This window comes from Bradyrhizobium sp. SZCCHNPS1003 (genome assembly GCF_032381555.1).
GTDB lineage: Bacteria > Pseudomonadota > Alphaproteobacteria > Rhizobiales > Xanthobacteraceae > Bradyrhizobium.
The window spans coordinates 73,657-87,580 of the sequence record NZ_JAUHIU010000017.1 but is presented as its reverse complement, the minus strand read 5'-3'; the positions used below and the strand labels follow the sequence as shown (position 1 = coordinate 87,580).

The following is a 13,924-nucleotide window of genomic DNA, read 5'->3' as shown; positions in this document are numbered from 1 at the left end:
GTGCGCCTTACTCTCACCGGCACGTGTCGCCGGTCAAGACGGCTCGTCCATCCCTTTCCGGAACGGTCCGGATTCGGCGAGCTCGCGGCCGGCCTCCTCGACATAGGCGCGCTCGCGCTTGAGATAGTCGTCGATGGCCCGGCGCAGGCCGCGGTCGGCGATGTAGTGCGCGGAGTAGGTGGTCTGCGGCAGGTAGCCGCGCGCGATCTTGTGCTCGCCCTGGGCGCCGGCCTCGACCACCCCCAGCTTGTGCTGGATCGCGAAATCGATCGCCTGGTAGTAGCAGACCTCGAAATGCAGGAACGGGTGATGCTCGATGGCGCCCCAGTTGCGGCCGAACAGCGTGTCCGAGCCGATGAAGTTGATGGCGCCGGCGATCCAGCGTCCGTCGCGCTTGGCCATGACCAGCAGCACGTCTTCGGCCATGGTCTCGCCGATCAGCGCGAAGAACTTGCGGGTCAGATACGGCCGGCCCCATTTGCGTGAGCCGGTCTCCATGTAGAAATCGAAGAAGGCGTCCCAGGCATCCTCGGTGATGTCCTTGCCGGTCAACCAATGGATGCTGATGCCGGCGCCGAGCGCATCGCGGCGCTCGCGCTTGATCGCCTTGCGGTGGCGCGAATTCATCGTCGCCAGGAAATCGTCGAAGCTGGAAAAACCCTGATTGTGCCAGTGGAACTGCTGGTCGGTGCGCTGCAGGAAACCCTGCGCTGCAAGCAGCTGCCATTCGGATTCACGGGCGAAGGTGACGTGCACCGACGACGCCTCGCTGATCCCGCACAACGCCTTCAGGCCCTGGGCGAGGGCGTTGCCTATCAACTCCCGGTCCTGGTCGGCGCGGATCAGCAGCCGCGGCCCACTGGCAGGCGTGAATGGGACGGAGACCTGGAGCTTCGGATAATAGCGCCCGCCGGCGCGCTCATAGGCATCAGCCCAGCCGCGGTCGAAGACATATTCGCCCTGCGAGTGGGACTTGAGATAGCAGGGCACGACGCCAAGGACCTCGTCACCCATTTTCGCCACCAGATGGCGCGGCGCCCAGCCGGTGCGCAGGGTGGCCGAGCCGGAGGCTTCGAGCGCCGAGAAAAATGCGTGTGAGATGAACGGATTGTAGCCGCGACCGCAGGCGGGAGATGAGCCGGGACTCACGCGACCGTCCGGATTGGCACAGGCGTCCCATGCTGCAGCCGGGATTTCGCTGACCCCGGGGACGGCTTCGAGCGTGATCTCAGGTGATGCCATCGAGTCCTTGAAAGTCGAGTCCTTAAGAGAACCTAACGAGCGGCGTCCCGGCGGCGACGCTCGAATGGCCGGTCCCTCAAGATCGTGCATCGCAGCAGCGAGTTCAAGGCCGGCGTCACGTCTCCGGCGTAAACCCTTCGAAGATCATCTGATCCGCATAGCGGGCTGCGGCGGCGCGCTGCTCGGGGGTGCGGACGGTCCAGGTCAGCAGCGGGCAGCCGAACACGTTGCGCGCGATCCAGGGGGCAGGCGCAGGCAGCTGCTCGACCCAATAGGCGACGAAATGCGGCTGGCTGCTGAAGCCATGCTTGAGATGCAGCATGCTGTCGCGTTGCGCCTGGGTCAGCTTGGCCCAGTAGCCGTCCTCGTAGCTGCGCTGGGCGACGATGCCGCGCGTCAGCTCCGGCATGGTTTCGCGCAGCGCCAGCACCTGGTCCGGATCGAACGACATGCCGACCACCGGCCCGGAATAGGACGTCAGCACCTCGGCCATGCGCCGGACCAGCCGGTGATCGCCCTGGAACGTGCTCTTGACCTCGACGACCAGCGGCACGCGCCCGGCGATCAGGTTGCAGAGGTCGCCGAGCGTCATCATGTGCTCGTCGGTCTGCTTGAACTTGATCGCTTTCAGCTCAGCTGCGGTCTTCTCGATCAGCGGGCCGGTGCCCTCGGTGAGGCGTCCGAGATCATAGTCGTGATGCACCATGGCCTCGCCATCGGCCGACAGCTGGATGTCGCATTCGATGGCGAAGTTGCCGGCCACGGCGCCGCGCGCGGCGGCCGGCATGTTCTCGATGATGCCGCTGACAGCATCATGCAGGCCGCGATGGGCGACGGGGCGGGCCGTCAGCCAGTCAGGTGCGCGCATTCGCCCCGTCCATTTTGCTGGCGCATGATCTCGTCGGAAAACCGTTTCGCACTTTTCCGGATCATGCGCTCTCTCTCATTCAACCTCGAACACGCCTTCGACTTCCACCGCCGCATCGGACGGCAGGGCCGAGACGCCGACGGTGGTGCGGGCGTGGCGGCCCTTGTCGCCGAACGCTGCGACCATCAGGTCGGAGGCGCCGTTGAGCACCTTGGGCCCGTCGAGGAAATCGGGCGCCGAATTGACGAAGCCGCCGAGCCGGACCACGCGCACGACCTTGTCGAGATCGCCGACCGCCGCCTTGACCTGGGCGAGCAGGTTGATCCCGCAGCCCTTCGCGGCCGCATAGCCGTTCTCGATCGACACGCCGCCGCCGAGCTTGCCGGAGGCGATCATCTTGCCGTCGGCGCCGAGGCAGACCTGGCCCGACACGAACAGCAGGTTGCCGGTGCGCACGAACGGGACGTAATTGGCCACCGGCGCCTTTGGTGCCGGCAGTGTGATGCCCTGTGCCGCCAGGTTCTGTTCAACCGTACCCGCCATCTCAAATCCCCGTTCTGTCGCCTGAAAGCCCGTCCCGTGCCGGACCGCGGCCCTGTTTGGCGCAGTTGCCAGTGACATGCAAGCAGCCAGCACCGACGCGATTCCGGCGCTTTAAGCGCACGTTTCCGTGAGACAGCCGCAGTTGCGACGCAATGCAGCGATCTCTAATGTGACGGTTCAGCGATACGTCCTCCGAGGAAAACTCATGGCTCATTCGTTCCGACTGTCGATGGGAGCGCTCGCCGTGGCGGCGATCACATTCGGTCCGGCGCCGGCCGAGGCTGCGGTGCCGTTCCTGCCGCATCAGGCGCTCTATGACCTGAGCCTGGTCAAGTCGCGCGGGTCGAGCCCCGTCAATAGCGCGCGCGGCCGCATCCTCTACAATTTTTCCGGCAATGCCTGCAACGGCTACACCTCGGAATTCCGCCAAGTGTCGGAGCTCGATCTCGGCGAGGGCAAGGTGACCCTGAGCGACCTGCGCTCGACTGCCTGGGAGGACGGCGCCGGCAAGAGCTATCGCTTCAAGATCGACTCGCGCATGAACGATCAGGCCTCCAGCCCGGTCGACGGCATCGCCGAGCGCACCGGCGATCACATCACCGTCAAGCTCAAGCAGCCGGAGGCGAAGACCTTCACGCTCGACGGCTCGACCGTGTTTCCGACCGAGCAGATCCATCGCATCATCGCCGCCGCGCGCGAGGGCAAGTCGCTGCTTGAGCTGACGGTCTACGACGGCTCGGACAATGGCGAGAAGGTCTACAACACGCTGACCGTGATCGGAGCAGCCGTGTCGGCCGACAAGGCGGCCGCCAAGCCCGATGCCTCGACTGACAACGACGAGATGAAGAAGATGACGCGCTGGCCGGTAACGGTCAGCTATTATGACCGCGACGCCAAGCGGGCCGAGGGCGAGCAGACGCCGGTCTACGCGATGTCGTTCGAGCTGTACGAGAACGGCGTCTCGCGCGCGCTCGTGCTCGACTACAATGATTTCGTCATCGCCGGCGCGCTCGGCAAGTTCGACGTCAAGGACGCGAAGGACGGCAAACCCTGCGGCAATTGATCGGGGCGTCATTCCGTCTGCTCCGGGCCGTCATAGGCGATGCCGCGGATCACCGCGGCCTGGCCGAACTTCTTGCGTAGCGCATCGATCGCGCGCTCGGCCGAGGCCGAGCGGCGGTCGAGCATGTCGGTGTCGGAGGCCTCCGAGCCCGGGCGCAGCGCGCTGACGCCGGCGCCCATCAGCCGGAACGCCGTGCCGTCGGTCTCGCGCGCCAGCATCTCCTTGCAGATTGCGAAGATCTTGCCGGCGAGCTGCGTCGGCGCCGCGATCGATTGCGAGCGGGTGCGCTGGCGGAAGTCCGCGGTCTTCAGCTTCAAGGTGACGGTCGAGCCGGCGAGCTGGCTCGCCTTCAGCCGCGACGAGACCTTCTCCGACAGCCGCCACAGCATCTTTTCCAGGGTCGCGTAGTCGCGGATGTCGGTGTCGAAGGTGGTCTCGCTGGAAATCGTCTTGGCGCCGCGGTCGGCCACCACCTTGCGGTCGTCGATGCCGCGCGCCAGCCGCCACAGCCTGCGGCCGTCGCCGCCGAACTGCTTCATCAGCTCGATCTCGTCGGCACGCTGCAGGTCGGCGATGGTGCGGAAGCCCTGGTTCGCCAGCCGTTGCTGCGTGGCGGGACCGACGCCGAAGATGAAGCCGACCGGCTTGTCGGCCAGCATGTTGCGCGCTTCCTCCTGGTCGAGCGCGGCGAAGCCGCGGGGCTTGTCGAGGTCGGAGGCGATCTTGGCGAGGAACTTGTTGCAGGACAGGCCGACCGAGACGGTGATGCCGATGGTCTGCTCGACCTCACGGGCGAAGCGCGCCAGCACCTTTGCGGGGACCATGCCGTGGACGCGCTCGGTTCCGGAGAGGTCGAGGAACGCCTCGTCGATCGAGAGCGGTTCGACCAGCGGCGTCAGCGCCTGCATCGCCTGGCGCACCTCGCGGCCGACCCGGACGTATTTCGCCATGTCCGGAGGAATGACGACCGCCGAGGGACACAGCTCCAGCGCCTTGAACATCGGCATCGCCGAGCGCACGCCATAGGTGCGGGCGATGTAGCAGGCCGCCGACACCACTCCGCGCTTGCCGCCGCCGATGATGACGGGCCGGTCGGCGACCTCGGGATTGTCGCGTTTCTCGACGGTCGCATAGAACGCGTCGCAATCGATATGGGCCAGCGTCAGCGCGGGCAGGGCGCGATGGCGGACGAGGCGCGGCGAGCCGCAGGCCGTGCAGCGGCGCGCGCTGTCATCCAGATCCGTCAGGCAGTCGCGGCAGAAGCAGGTCGGCCCGCTGACCGCGCGCGACGCTCCTTCTGGCGCGGAAGCGGTCACGGCACGTCGCGCTCCCACTGCCGGTCGCCCAATACCTGCCGCGCCGCCATGATATTGGTCGGATGTAACTTGGAGCTGGCGGCAAAAGCCTTTACCGTCTCGTCGTCGCGCAGCACGAAATCGAGCACGCTGACCAGGAAATTGGGGTCGGCGGCCGAGGATCGCAGCGTCTCCGGCCCAATCCCGGTCTCGGCCAGGAACCGGCCCAGCCGCTCCGGTTCGCCGGCCAGGAAGCCGAGGGCCTGAACTGCAACGATTTCAGCGACTTCGCGCGGATTTCGAACGGGCTTTTTCAACGGCGGATTTGCCTTTCCGTTAACTTGTCGGCTCTACTTTGCGCCCATCATGCCCGAGTCTTCGGAATGGGTTCAAGCAAGTGGAAACCATCTCGGGGAAAGATCGAATACCGACTTAACGGGTTAGAACGAATCTGGGGCTAGTTTGAATTAGATGAGTAGCGGTGGACAGGCGTCCGCCAGAGGGCATGCCGGTGTCAGTGATTCGGAGGGGCGGATGGGCAAGACCGTCCTGATCGTGGAGGACAACGAGCTCAACATGAAGCTCTTCCGCGATCTGTTGGAAGCCCACGGGTACCAGACGTCCGGGACGTCCAGCGGCGTGGAGGCGCTCGACATCGTGCGCCGGACCCGCCCCGATCTGATCCTGATGGACATCCAGCTGCCGCAGGTCTCGGGCCTGGAAGTGACGAAATGGATCAAGGACGATCCGGATTTGCGTGCCATCCCGGTGGTGGCAGTGACGGCCTTTGCCATGAAGGGCGACGAGGAGCGCATCCGCGAGGGTGGCTGCGAAGCCTATCTTTCCAAGCCGATCTCGGTCGGAAAATTCATTGAAACGGTACGCCGCTTTATCGGCTAAGGAGTTTCTGCAGTGTCCGCGCGTATCCTTGTGGTCGACGACGTCCCGGCCAACGTCAAGCTGTTGGAGGCGCGGCTGTCGGCCGAGTATTTCGACGTGCTGACCGCCGCGAACGGCGCCGAGGCGCTGCAGATCTGCCAGCGCGCCGAATGCGACATCATCCTGCTCGACGTCATGATGCCGGACATGGACGGCTTCGAGGTCTGCCGCCGGCTGAAGTCGAATCCGGCCACGCATTTCATTCCGGTGGTCATGGTGACGGCGCTCGACAGCCCGTCCGACCGCGTGCGCGGCCTGGAGGCCGGCGCCGACGACTTCCTGACCAAGCCCGTCTCCGACGTCGTGCTGATCGCGCGCGTGCGCTCGCTGACCCGGCTGAAGATGATGACCGACGAGCTGCGCATGCGCGCGCTGACCTCGCTCGAGATCGGCGTGCAGGCGCCCGAGCGCAATGCGGTCGCCGACGGCGGCAGGGGCGGCAAGGTGCTGCTGGTCGACGACCGGCCGTCGTCCTACGAGCGGCTCGGGCCGATGCTGGCGACCGAGCATGCCGTCGATGTCGAGACCAATCCCGCCGAGGCCGTGTTCAACGCCGCCGAAGGCAATTACGACCTCGTCATCGTCTCGCTCGATCTGAACGACTACGACGGCCTGCGGCTGTGCAGCCAGCTGCGCTCGCTGGAGCGCACCCGGCACGTGCCGATCCTCGCCATCGCCGAGGCGGAGAACAATTCGCGGTTGCTGCGCGGCTTGGAAATCGGGGTCAATGACTATCTCTTGCGCCCGGTCGACAAGAACGAGCTGATGGCGCGGGCGCGCACCCAGATCCGCAAGCGCCGTTACACCGACCACCTGCGCGACAACGTGCAGAACTCGATCGAGATGGCGATCACCGACGCGCTGACCGGCCTGCATAATCGCCGCTACATGGAGACGCATCTGGCGACCTTGGCCGACCAGGCGGCGAGCCGCGGCAAACCGCTGGCGCTGATGATGCTCGATATCGACTACTTCAAGTCGATCAACGACAATTACGGCCACGATGCCGGCGACGACGTGCTGCGCGAGTTCGCGATGCGGGTGCGCAAGTCGATCCGTGGCATCGATCTCGCCTGCCGCTATGGCGGCGAGGAGTTCGTGATCGTGATGCCCGAGACCGATCTGCACGTCGCCGGCATGGTCGCCGAGCGGCTGCGGCGCTCGGTCGCCAACGAGCCGTTCTCGGTGCACAAGGGCGAGAAGCGCATCGAGGTCACGACCTCGATCGGGCTGTCGACCCTGGAGCAGAAGGGCGAGCCGATCGCCGACGTCATGAAGCGCGCCGACACCGCGCTCTACCGCGCCAAGAACGAGGGCCGCAACCGCGCGGTGGCGATCGCCCCCGTGCATCAACCGGCGCCGTTCCTGCCGCAAGCCGCCGGCCGCGGCCGCTGAGGGGCAGGGCGGCTCCGATCTTTCTGTCCTCGGCTGAAGCTGCGGCGCATCTGTCCAACGGCCTCCATCTGCCATCGAGTCGCTCCGGGCCTCGTGCTTCGAGACGCGCCGCAAGCGGCGCTCCTCAGCATGAGGGTTGAGAGCTTCGCCAAGACCTATCCAAGACGTATCCAAGACCTCTCCAAGATCGCACCAAGACCACGGACCTCGTCCTGAGGAGCGCGCCGCAGGCGTGCGTCTCGAAGGACGGCCAAGCGCGCAGGTCATCGGGCGTGCGTACGACGTCGCTGCGCCAAAGTAACGGCGGGGTAGGCCGGCAGGCTTCCGTACATGACATGTCGTCCTCGCCGCGCATCCCGCGCCCGAGCTTTGCCAGTCAAAACCCTCTTCAAGAACAGAGGGCGCAGGGAAGGCCGGGTGCTGGTCGCACCCATGGTCCGCGTGCAACAAAAAGCACGCGGCAGAACCACAGGTACGAGCCGGACATCCGGCCCTCCCTGCGCGATGGCTTTACGGCCTACTCCGTGCTCTCCCCGGGGACCGGCGTTCTTGCCCCCGTCGCGAGCGCGCTCGAAGCACACGCCCACTTGGCCTCAGCATCGGGAGACCAGGACCACACGGCTTCACCGTGCGCATCAGGATGTTCGTCCGCGCGGACAAGCCACGCTGCACCCCGACACGCCCACCGCAGCCCACCTCACGCTCGTGACGATCGCGATGCGCCCCTCGTGGCGAGGTGGGATGGGCGACGTGTAGCATGTATTCTGAAAAAAAGAAAGTGAGAAATGCGGGTCGGAGAGCGGCCACGGCGATCACGTTGAGATTATTTGAGAAGTTCGTATTTCGGAGCAGGACAGTCCCGGAGACTGCCGAGGACAGGATCGACTTCCGATCGCGCGAAGCTCTAGGATGACCAATGATTTTCACGCTGGCGTTGATAGGCTTACGAGCTTCAGTTATCTCGTGCTAACATGCGTTACCAAGGTCATCCGCGATCTCAGGGGAAACAGATGAGGCCGCTTCGTATTGGCGCTCTGACTGGTGGGTTGATGGTGTGCGGACTCCCGATCCTTCACGTCTTCGGCGTCGAAGCCAACCCCTTTGTGATGGGACTGTTGGGAGGTGTTGCCGCCTGGTTGGCTGGCTTCATCGAGGATCGTTTCATAGCCACTCGGGCAGTGCCGTAGGGTGGATCTGCGCGGCGTGATCCGCTGGAACACCTGCGAGGCGATATCGGGCCAGTTGGAACAGCATCACGATGCTTGACCATATCTCCCGGGCAATCAACGAAACACAGGTCGTCGCTGCTTTGCTCGATGATGAGCAGCGGCGTGCGATGGCGATGCTGCTACGCGATCGTCTCGGTGTGAATGTTCTTGGTCACGTGCCCTGGGACGATTCCGAGGCGCCCCAGGGCCTGCACAGGACGGACGGATGGCAACTGATCCCGACGTATGTCGGCAGGCGCGAATGTGTGATGATTGTGGCGGGGGCGAGCGCGTGTTGGACATTCCGTAACGGGGCGGATCTGCTACGTGTCCTGGAGGAGTGCCCGCCAATGGAATTTTACGTCTCCGACAAGGACGCCAGTTACCTCCTCTGCTGTAATCACCACGACGTCGTCATCGGTTGGGGCGATGCTGCGGGGTGGGTTGCAAGGGGATGCCCCGAACGTCGGCTGGGCGGATAAACTGCGTAGGGCGGATTAGCGCAGCGTAATCCGCCGCTTGTCCGCCCGTGTAATGGCGGATTACGCTGCGCTAATCCGCCCTACGACACGTCGCAAACTCATCGGTTCGAAATACCCGCCTCAGAGATGTGCCATCATACGGAACAGCTCTTGATTTTATCCGATATTGGTGGTATCCAGGTCCCATGAGCACATCGATCCGCATCGTCAACTTCGATCACATGACCGGCTTCGGCCGGGCCATGGAAGGAGTCGCGCGCTAGGAGATCGACGACGCGATGTTCTCACCAGGCCCCGCCGGCATCGGACGGGGCCTTTTGTTTGGCCACGCTCCCTGCCGGCATAACAGCAGGAGCACAGGATGCCACCCCATCAGACCAACGCGACGATCGACGCTGCGCATGTGTCAGGGCTCAACGTCGATCTCTCGATCGCATCAGTCACTGGCGCGATCAGCAGCGTGCAGCCATCGACGCAGTCCGAAGCGTCGATCGCAGCCTTGCGAGAGATGTTGTCGGAAAAGGACGCGGCCGGTCCGCCGGCCACGCCGACTTGGCTGGTCATCCGCCTGATCGGCTGGTGCTGGCGCGCCCTTCAAGAACGGCAGCGCCGCAAGACTGTGCGAGACAGCCTGTATGAGCTGAGCGAACGCGAACTCACGGATATCGGCATCACGCGTGCCGAGATCGAGCACATCGCCGCGCTGCGGATGCTCGAGAGCCTGAGGGACGACCCACGATATCTGGGCGGCGTCTCGCGGAGGGGAATGTAGTCGGTCGCCGGCCGTGGCGATGCAGGGACGGTCGACCAACAGCGCGAGATGGTCGTCGCGACGTCATTGCGAGCGTCAGCGAAGCAATCCAGGGTCCCGCACACGACGCTGGATTGCTTCGCTGCGCTCGCAATGACGGAGGGGAGATCGCGCTTCCTTCTGGACACTTTCTGCCGGAGACGTCGTGTGCGCGGAGTTCGGCAGAACACAAGCCTCGCATAGGTGCTCATCTGCGAGCGCAGGAACTACATGCCTTGATCTGGCGCAATCATCGTGGTAGCTACAAACCATGATCAATGTCGTGCGCCGCTCCAACCGCAAACATACGACCCGCTGCAGCCGGGCCGTGGGAGGAGTCGTGCGCTAGGTTTTCGACGACACGATCATTCCACCAGGCCCCGCCGGCATCGGACGGGGCCTTTTTTGTTGGCCACGCTCCCTGCCGGCACCACACAGCAGGAGCATCCGATGCCGCCTCAGACCAACCTCCCTGCCGAGATCGCGCGCGATGGCGCCGCTCCCGGTCTCGATCGTCCCATGGCCGCAGCGACGAACGCTGTGCGTGGCGTGCAAGCCGCGCCGCGACCGTCCGCGTCCATCACGGTGCTGCGTGATGCGGTGTCGGAAAAGGACGCCGCCGGGCCGCCGGGCGCAGCAGCGCCGGGATTGCTCGGCCGGCTGGCGCGCTATTGGCTGGTGTTTCAGGAGGGCCGCCGGCTCAGGCGGATGAGAGTCGATCTGCGTGACCTGAGCGAGGCGCAACTGATTGATATCGGCCTGACTCGAGGCGACATCGACCACATCGCCGCGCACCGCGCTCTCGAACGGTTCAAGCGGAGCACGGCGCATCTGATGATGTCCCGCGGCGTGATGTAGCTGCGCGCGAGCCGGCGCTCGACGTTACGGTGGTCGTCGGCAGGGCGGATCTGCGTGATCCGCCCTCGCGATGCCATGGCTTGTTCCAAAGCGCGGGCTTGCCTGCTCAGCGAGCCGTTGCCACAACGTCCTTGCGCGCGCAGCGACGCAATCCAGAGTCCGTCTGCGGGACGAGCCTGGATTGCTGCGTTCGCAATGAGGGAGGAGAGATCGCGCGTCTCTCGACCATCATCCGCGGAGAATCGCGAGAGGAGGCCATGTCAGATGACGCAACATATCGGGATCGTCGGCTGCTCCGCCGAGGGCGCCGCGCTTTGCTATCGCACCATCTGCAAGGAGGGAGCCGGCGTCCTCGGGCCGCATGCGCATCCCGAGGTGTCGATGCACACGCCGTCGCTCGCCGACTACGTGACATGTCTCGATCGCGGCGATCTCGCAGGCGTGGCCGAGCTGATGCTGGCCTCGGCGCGCAAGCTCGCGGCGGCCGGCGCGGATTTCCTGATCTGCCCGGACAACACCATCCACCAGGCGTTGCCGCTCGTGCTGCCGCGCTCGCCGCTGCCGTGGCTGCACATCGCCGATGAGGTCGCCAAGGAGGCGGCGAGGAGAGGCTATCGGCGTGTCGGCATCACCGGCACGAAATGGCTGGTCGACAGCAATGTCTATCCCGACAGCCTGGCCGCGAACGGCCTCGCCTTCGAGCGCCCGGACGAGGCCGACCGTATCACGGCGAACCGCATCATCATGGATGAGCTCGTCTGCGGCCGCTTCGAGCCATCATCCATCGCCGCGTTTCAGGCGATCATCGTGCGGCTGAAGGCGCGGGGCTGCGACGCGGTCGTGCTCGGCTGCACCGAAATTCCGCTCATCATCGATGACACCAACTCGTCCTTGCCGACGTTGGACTCGACGCGGCTGCTCGCCCGCGCCGCGCTGTCGCACGCGTGTCCGGTTGCGGTCTGAGGAGCGGACCAGCGCAGGGCGATGCGCGGCCGTTCTGCATCGAACGTCGTCGGAACCGCCCGCCGCCGCAGGCGTTTGTCTGGGCCCCAAGGAGGAGGCCCGATGAAGAAGCTGATGTTTGCGGTTGCCGTGTCGCTGTCCGTTCTGCCGTCATTCGCGCTGGCCCATATGGGCACGCCGCAGGAGCAGAAGGCGTGCGCACCCGACGCCAAGCGCTTCTGCCGCACTCAGCTCGGCGACGACTTCGGGGTCCAGAATTGTCTGACGCAGAACCGGGCCAAGCTGAGCAAGCGCTGCGCGGCGGTGTTCCAGAGCCACGGGATGTAGCACGCCTGGTGCGTCCGGCGGATCAGCCCAGCGTGATCCGCCGATCTTACGGCGCGGAAGAGTGGCTATGACGCTCGCGCTGATGCGCTCGACGGTTCAGCTGAACACGGCTACGCCGCGCGCACCTTGCGCAGGAACTTGTCCAGCTCGTCCTTGAGGTGATCGCTCTCCCGCGACAGCGAGTGCGCGGAGGACAGCACCTGGGACGAGGCGGTGCCGGTGGCGCTGGCCCCCTTGCTGACGTCACCGATGTTGCCGGCGACGCGCGCGGTGCCGCCGGCGACCTCCTGGACGTTGCGCGAGATCTGCCCCGTCGCCGCGCCCTGCTGCTCGACGGCGGCGGCGATGCCGGCGGCGATCTCCGAGATCTGCTGGATGGTGCCGCCGATCTGCTTGATCGAGGCGACCGAGGACTGCGTCGCGTTCTGGATGCCTTCGATCTGCTGACCGATCTCCTCGGTGGCCTTGGCGGTCTGCGACGCCAGCGCCTTGACCTCGGAGGCAACCACCGCGAAGCCGCGGCCGGCGTCGCCGGCGCGCGCCGCCTCGATGGTGGCGTTCAGCGCCAGCAGGTTGGTCTGGGCGGCGATCGAGGTGATCAGCTTGAGCACGTCGCCGATACGCTCGGCGGTGCGCGACAGCTCGCTGATGCCGACGTCCGTCTGCTCGATCTGGCGCACGGCCTCCTTGGCGATGGTGGTCGATTCCCTGACCTGGCGGCCGATCTCATGGACCGAGGAGGTCATTTCCTCCGCGGCCGAGGCGACCGATTGCACGTTGGTCGAGACCTGGCCCGAGGCGGAAGCGGCGCTGGACGACAGCTGCTGGGTCTGCTCGGCGGTCTTGGTCAGCGTGTTGGCCGAGACCTCGAGCGTGCGCGCGTCGGCATGAACCTTGTTGATGATCTGGCCGACGGTGGCTTCGAACTCGTCGGCCATGCGCTGCATCGCGACGTGCTGCTCCGTCTTGGCCGCATCGAGATAGACCGAGATGGCGAGATCCATGTCGATCATCGCCGCCTTGGTGATCGCAGCCTGCAGTGCGGCCTTCTTCTCGCGCGCCGACTGGCCCCCGAACCAGCCGTCCGCGATCTCCGTCTCGATCGCCTTCTGCAGCCCGGTGACGATCAGCGAATAGCCGGCGATGTACCAGCGCGGCTCCAGCCCCATCCGGTTGTGGGCCATCCCGATCCGGGTCACCGACTTCACATAGGCATCGTCGAACTTCGCGGTCGCCAGCGACATCCAATGATCGTGCTGGGCCTGCTTGGCGTGCCGCATGGCGGCCGGGGTGGAGAACATCTTGGCGAGATGCGGGTACTTGCCGACATGGGCGTAGAACTGCTCCAGCAGCCCAGGCAGCACCTTGCCGATCAGCGGCCGCAGCTCCCGCAGCGCCTCTCTGGTCGCATTGTCGATGCCGATAAAATCGAGACGGGATTGCAAAGTCTGAAGATCGGTCATCGCTGGTCTGCCGGTAAGATAAGGAGGGAGACGCTGCGAGACTCGCGGGTGCGTCGCTACCCCAAAATCGCACAGGTTTGGTTGATGGCTCCTTAAGTCGGGAACGGAGATTCGACCGCGGCGAGTGGACCGATCCGATGCGGGACGGCTCCGGCCGCATCCAGTGGCTGCATCGCGCGCAATAAAAAACGGGGCCGAAACGGCCCCGTTGAAGTCGCAGCAGACCGCGATCTTACTTGATCTTGGCTTCGCGGAATTCGACGTGCTTGCGCGCAACCGGGTCATACTTCTTCTTGACCATCTTGTCGGTCATGGTGCGCGAGTTCTTCTTGGCAACGTAATAGAAGCCGGTGTCGGCCGTCGACACGAGCTTGACCTTGATGGTGACCGCTTTGGCCATGTCTTGAACCTCTGGAATCGGGATCGGGGGTGGGCACCGGCCAAAGAGGGGGCGCCGTTGGCCGGCAACCTACCCAGCCAGCCCCCAA

General features: G+C 65.1%; 15 protein-coding genes. 8 read left to right on the top strand and 7 right to left on the bottom strand.

Annotated elements, in window-relative coordinates; all coding sequences use genetic code 11:
• Positions 1-33: 33 nt before the first annotated feature.
• The 3 genes from QX126_RS25845 to QX126_RS25835 all read right to left on the bottom strand — a co-directional run bounded on the left by QX126_RS25845 (position 34) and on the right by QX126_RS25835 (position 2,653).
• On the bottom strand, positions 34-1,242 hold the full coding sequence (locus QX126_RS25845; RefSeq protein ID WP_315784535.1) for a GNAT family N-acetyltransferase: 1,209 nt from the start codon (positions 1,240-1,242) through the stop codon (positions 34-36).
• A 115-nt stretch (positions 1,243-1,357) separates the two neighbouring features.
• A complete protein-coding gene (locus QX126_RS25840) occupies positions 1,358-2,110 on the bottom strand; it encodes a glycerophosphodiester phosphodiesterase (RefSeq protein WP_315784534.1) in 753 nt (250 codons plus the stop codon).
• A 75-nt stretch (positions 2,111-2,185) separates the two neighbouring features.
• A complete protein-coding gene (locus tag QX126_RS25835; RefSeq protein WP_315784532.1) occupies positions 2,186-2,653 on the bottom strand; it encodes a RidA family protein in 468 nt (155 codons plus the stop codon).
• A gap of 205 nt (positions 2,654-2,858) precedes the next feature.
• Between QX126_RS25835 and QX126_RS25830 the strand changes: the two genes are divergently transcribed.
• A complete protein-coding gene (locus QX126_RS25830) occupies positions 2,859-3,716 on the top strand; it encodes a cell envelope integrity EipB family protein (protein WP_315784530.1) in 858 nt (285 codons plus the stop codon).
• A gap of 8 nt (positions 3,717-3,724) precedes the next feature.
• On the opposite strand, the gene QX126_RS25825 is transcribed toward QX126_RS25830, so the two are convergent.
• Both QX126_RS25825 and QX126_RS25820 read right to left on the bottom strand, forming a co-directional pair.
• Complete coding sequence (locus tag QX126_RS25825; protein WP_315784528.1) at positions 3,725-5,032, bottom strand: DNA polymerase IV; 1,308 nt, start codon at positions 5,030-5,032, stop codon at positions 3,725-3,727.
• Positions 5,029-5,328 carry a DUF3572 domain-containing protein gene (locus QX126_RS25820; protein WP_315740308.1) on the bottom strand — a complete coding sequence of 100 codons (300 nt, stop codon included), beginning with the start codon at positions 5,326-5,328 and terminating at the stop codon, positions 5,029-5,031. Before QX126_RS25820 ends, QX126_RS25825 begins: the two co-directional genes overlap by 4 nt.
• Before the next feature lie 217 nt (positions 5,329-5,545).
• Between QX126_RS25820 and QX126_RS25815 the strand changes: the two genes are divergently transcribed.
• The 7 genes from QX126_RS25815 to QX126_RS25785 all read left to right on the top strand — a co-directional run bounded on the left by QX126_RS25815 (position 5,546) and on the right by QX126_RS25785 (position 11,973).
• Positions 5,546-5,911 carry a response regulator gene (locus QX126_RS25815; protein ID WP_008964019.1) on the top strand — a complete coding sequence of 122 codons (366 nt, stop codon included), beginning with the start codon at positions 5,546-5,548 and terminating at the stop codon, positions 5,909-5,911.
• Positions 5,912-5,923: 12 nt separating this feature from the next.
• The gene (locus tag QX126_RS25810; RefSeq protein WP_315775224.1) at positions 5,924-7,345 is read left to right on the top strand and encodes a PleD family two-component system response regulator; all 1,422 of its coding nucleotides are present in this window, start codon (positions 5,924-5,926) and stop codon (positions 7,343-7,345) included.
• A gap of 1,258 nt (positions 7,346-8,603) precedes the next feature.
• Positions 8,604-9,035, top strand: coding sequence for a hypothetical protein (locus QX126_RS25805; RefSeq protein WP_315784526.1), 432 nt, complete (start codon positions 8,604-8,606; stop codon positions 9,033-9,035).
• Positions 9,036-9,438: 403 nt separating this feature from the next.
• On the top strand, positions 9,439-9,807 hold the full coding sequence (locus QX126_RS25800; RefSeq protein ID WP_315784524.1) for a DUF1127 domain-containing protein: 369 nt from the start codon (positions 9,439-9,441) through the stop codon (positions 9,805-9,807).
• Between the two features lie 537 nt (positions 9,808-10,344).
• The gene (locus QX126_RS25795; RefSeq protein WP_409999123.1) at positions 10,345-10,683 is read left to right on the top strand and encodes a DUF1127 domain-containing protein; all 339 of its coding nucleotides are present in this window, start codon (positions 10,345-10,347) and stop codon (positions 10,681-10,683) included.
• A gap of 264 nt (positions 10,684-10,947) precedes the next feature.
• Positions 10,948-11,646 carry an aspartate/glutamate racemase family protein gene (locus QX126_RS25790; protein ID WP_315784520.1) on the top strand — a complete coding sequence of 233 codons (699 nt, stop codon included), beginning with the start codon at positions 10,948-10,950 and terminating at the stop codon, positions 11,644-11,646.
• A 102-nt stretch (positions 11,647-11,748) separates the two neighbouring features.
• Entirely contained in the window at positions 11,749-11,973 is a 225-nt protein-coding gene (locus tag QX126_RS25785) for a hypothetical protein (RefSeq protein WP_315740303.1), read from the top strand.
• Positions 11,974-12,083: 110 nt separating this feature from the next.
• Here QX126_RS25785 and QX126_RS25780 read toward each other — a convergent pair whose 3' ends face one another.
• Together QX126_RS25780 and rpmG are read right to left on the bottom strand one after the other, a co-directional pair.
• Entirely contained in the window at positions 12,084-13,436 is a 1,353-nt protein-coding gene (locus QX126_RS25780; protein ID WP_315784518.1) for a globin-coupled sensor protein, read from the bottom strand.
• 232 nt (positions 13,437-13,668) lie between these two features.
• On the bottom strand, positions 13,669-13,836 hold the full coding sequence (gene rpmG / locus QX126_RS25775; protein WP_015666342.1) for a 50S ribosomal protein L33: 168 nt from the start codon (positions 13,834-13,836) through the stop codon (positions 13,669-13,671).
• Between the last annotated feature and the right edge of the window lie 88 nt (positions 13,837-13,924).

Excerpts from the sequence above, each read along its gene's own strand:
- QX126_RS25845 (WP_315784535.1), bottom strand. The coding sequence starts at position 1,242 with ATGGCATCACCTGAGATCACGCTCGAAGCCGTCCCCGGGGTCAGCGAA.
- QX126_RS25840 (WP_315784534.1), bottom strand. The coding sequence starts at position 2,110 with ATGCGCGCACCTGACTGGCTGACGGCCCGCCCCGTCGCCCATCGCGGC.
- QX126_RS25795 (WP_409999123.1), top strand. The coding sequence starts at position 10,345 with ATGGCCGCAGCGACGAACGCTGTGCGTGGCGTGCAAGCCGCGCCGCGA.
- QX126_RS25830 (WP_315784530.1), top strand. The coding sequence starts at position 2,859 with ATGGCTCATTCGTTCCGACTGTCGATGGGAGCGCTCGCCGTGGCGGCG.
- QX126_RS25815 (WP_008964019.1), top strand. The coding sequence starts at position 5,546 with ATGGGCAAGACCGTCCTGATCGTGGAGGACAACGAGCTCAACATGAAG.
- rpmG (WP_015666342.1), bottom strand. The coding sequence starts at position 13,836 with ATGGCCAAAGCGGTCACCATCAAGGTCAAGCTCGTGTCGACGGCCGAC.
- QX126_RS25835 (WP_315784532.1), bottom strand. The coding sequence starts at position 2,653 with ATGGCGGGTACGGTTGAACAGAACCTGGCGGCACAGGGCATCACACTG.
- QX126_RS25780 (WP_315784518.1), bottom strand. The coding sequence starts at position 13,436 with ATGACCGATCTTCAGACTTTGCAATCCCGTCTCGATTTTATCGGCATC.
- QX126_RS25790 (WP_315784520.1), top strand. The coding sequence starts at position 10,948 with ATGACGCAACATATCGGGATCGTCGGCTGCTCCGCCGAGGGCGCCGCG.
- QX126_RS25805 (WP_315784526.1), top strand. The coding sequence starts at position 8,604 with ATGCTTGACCATATCTCCCGGGCAATCAACGAAACACAGGTCGTCGCT.
- QX126_RS25785 (WP_315740303.1), top strand. The coding sequence starts at position 11,749 with ATGAAGAAGCTGATGTTTGCGGTTGCCGTGTCGCTGTCCGTTCTGCCG.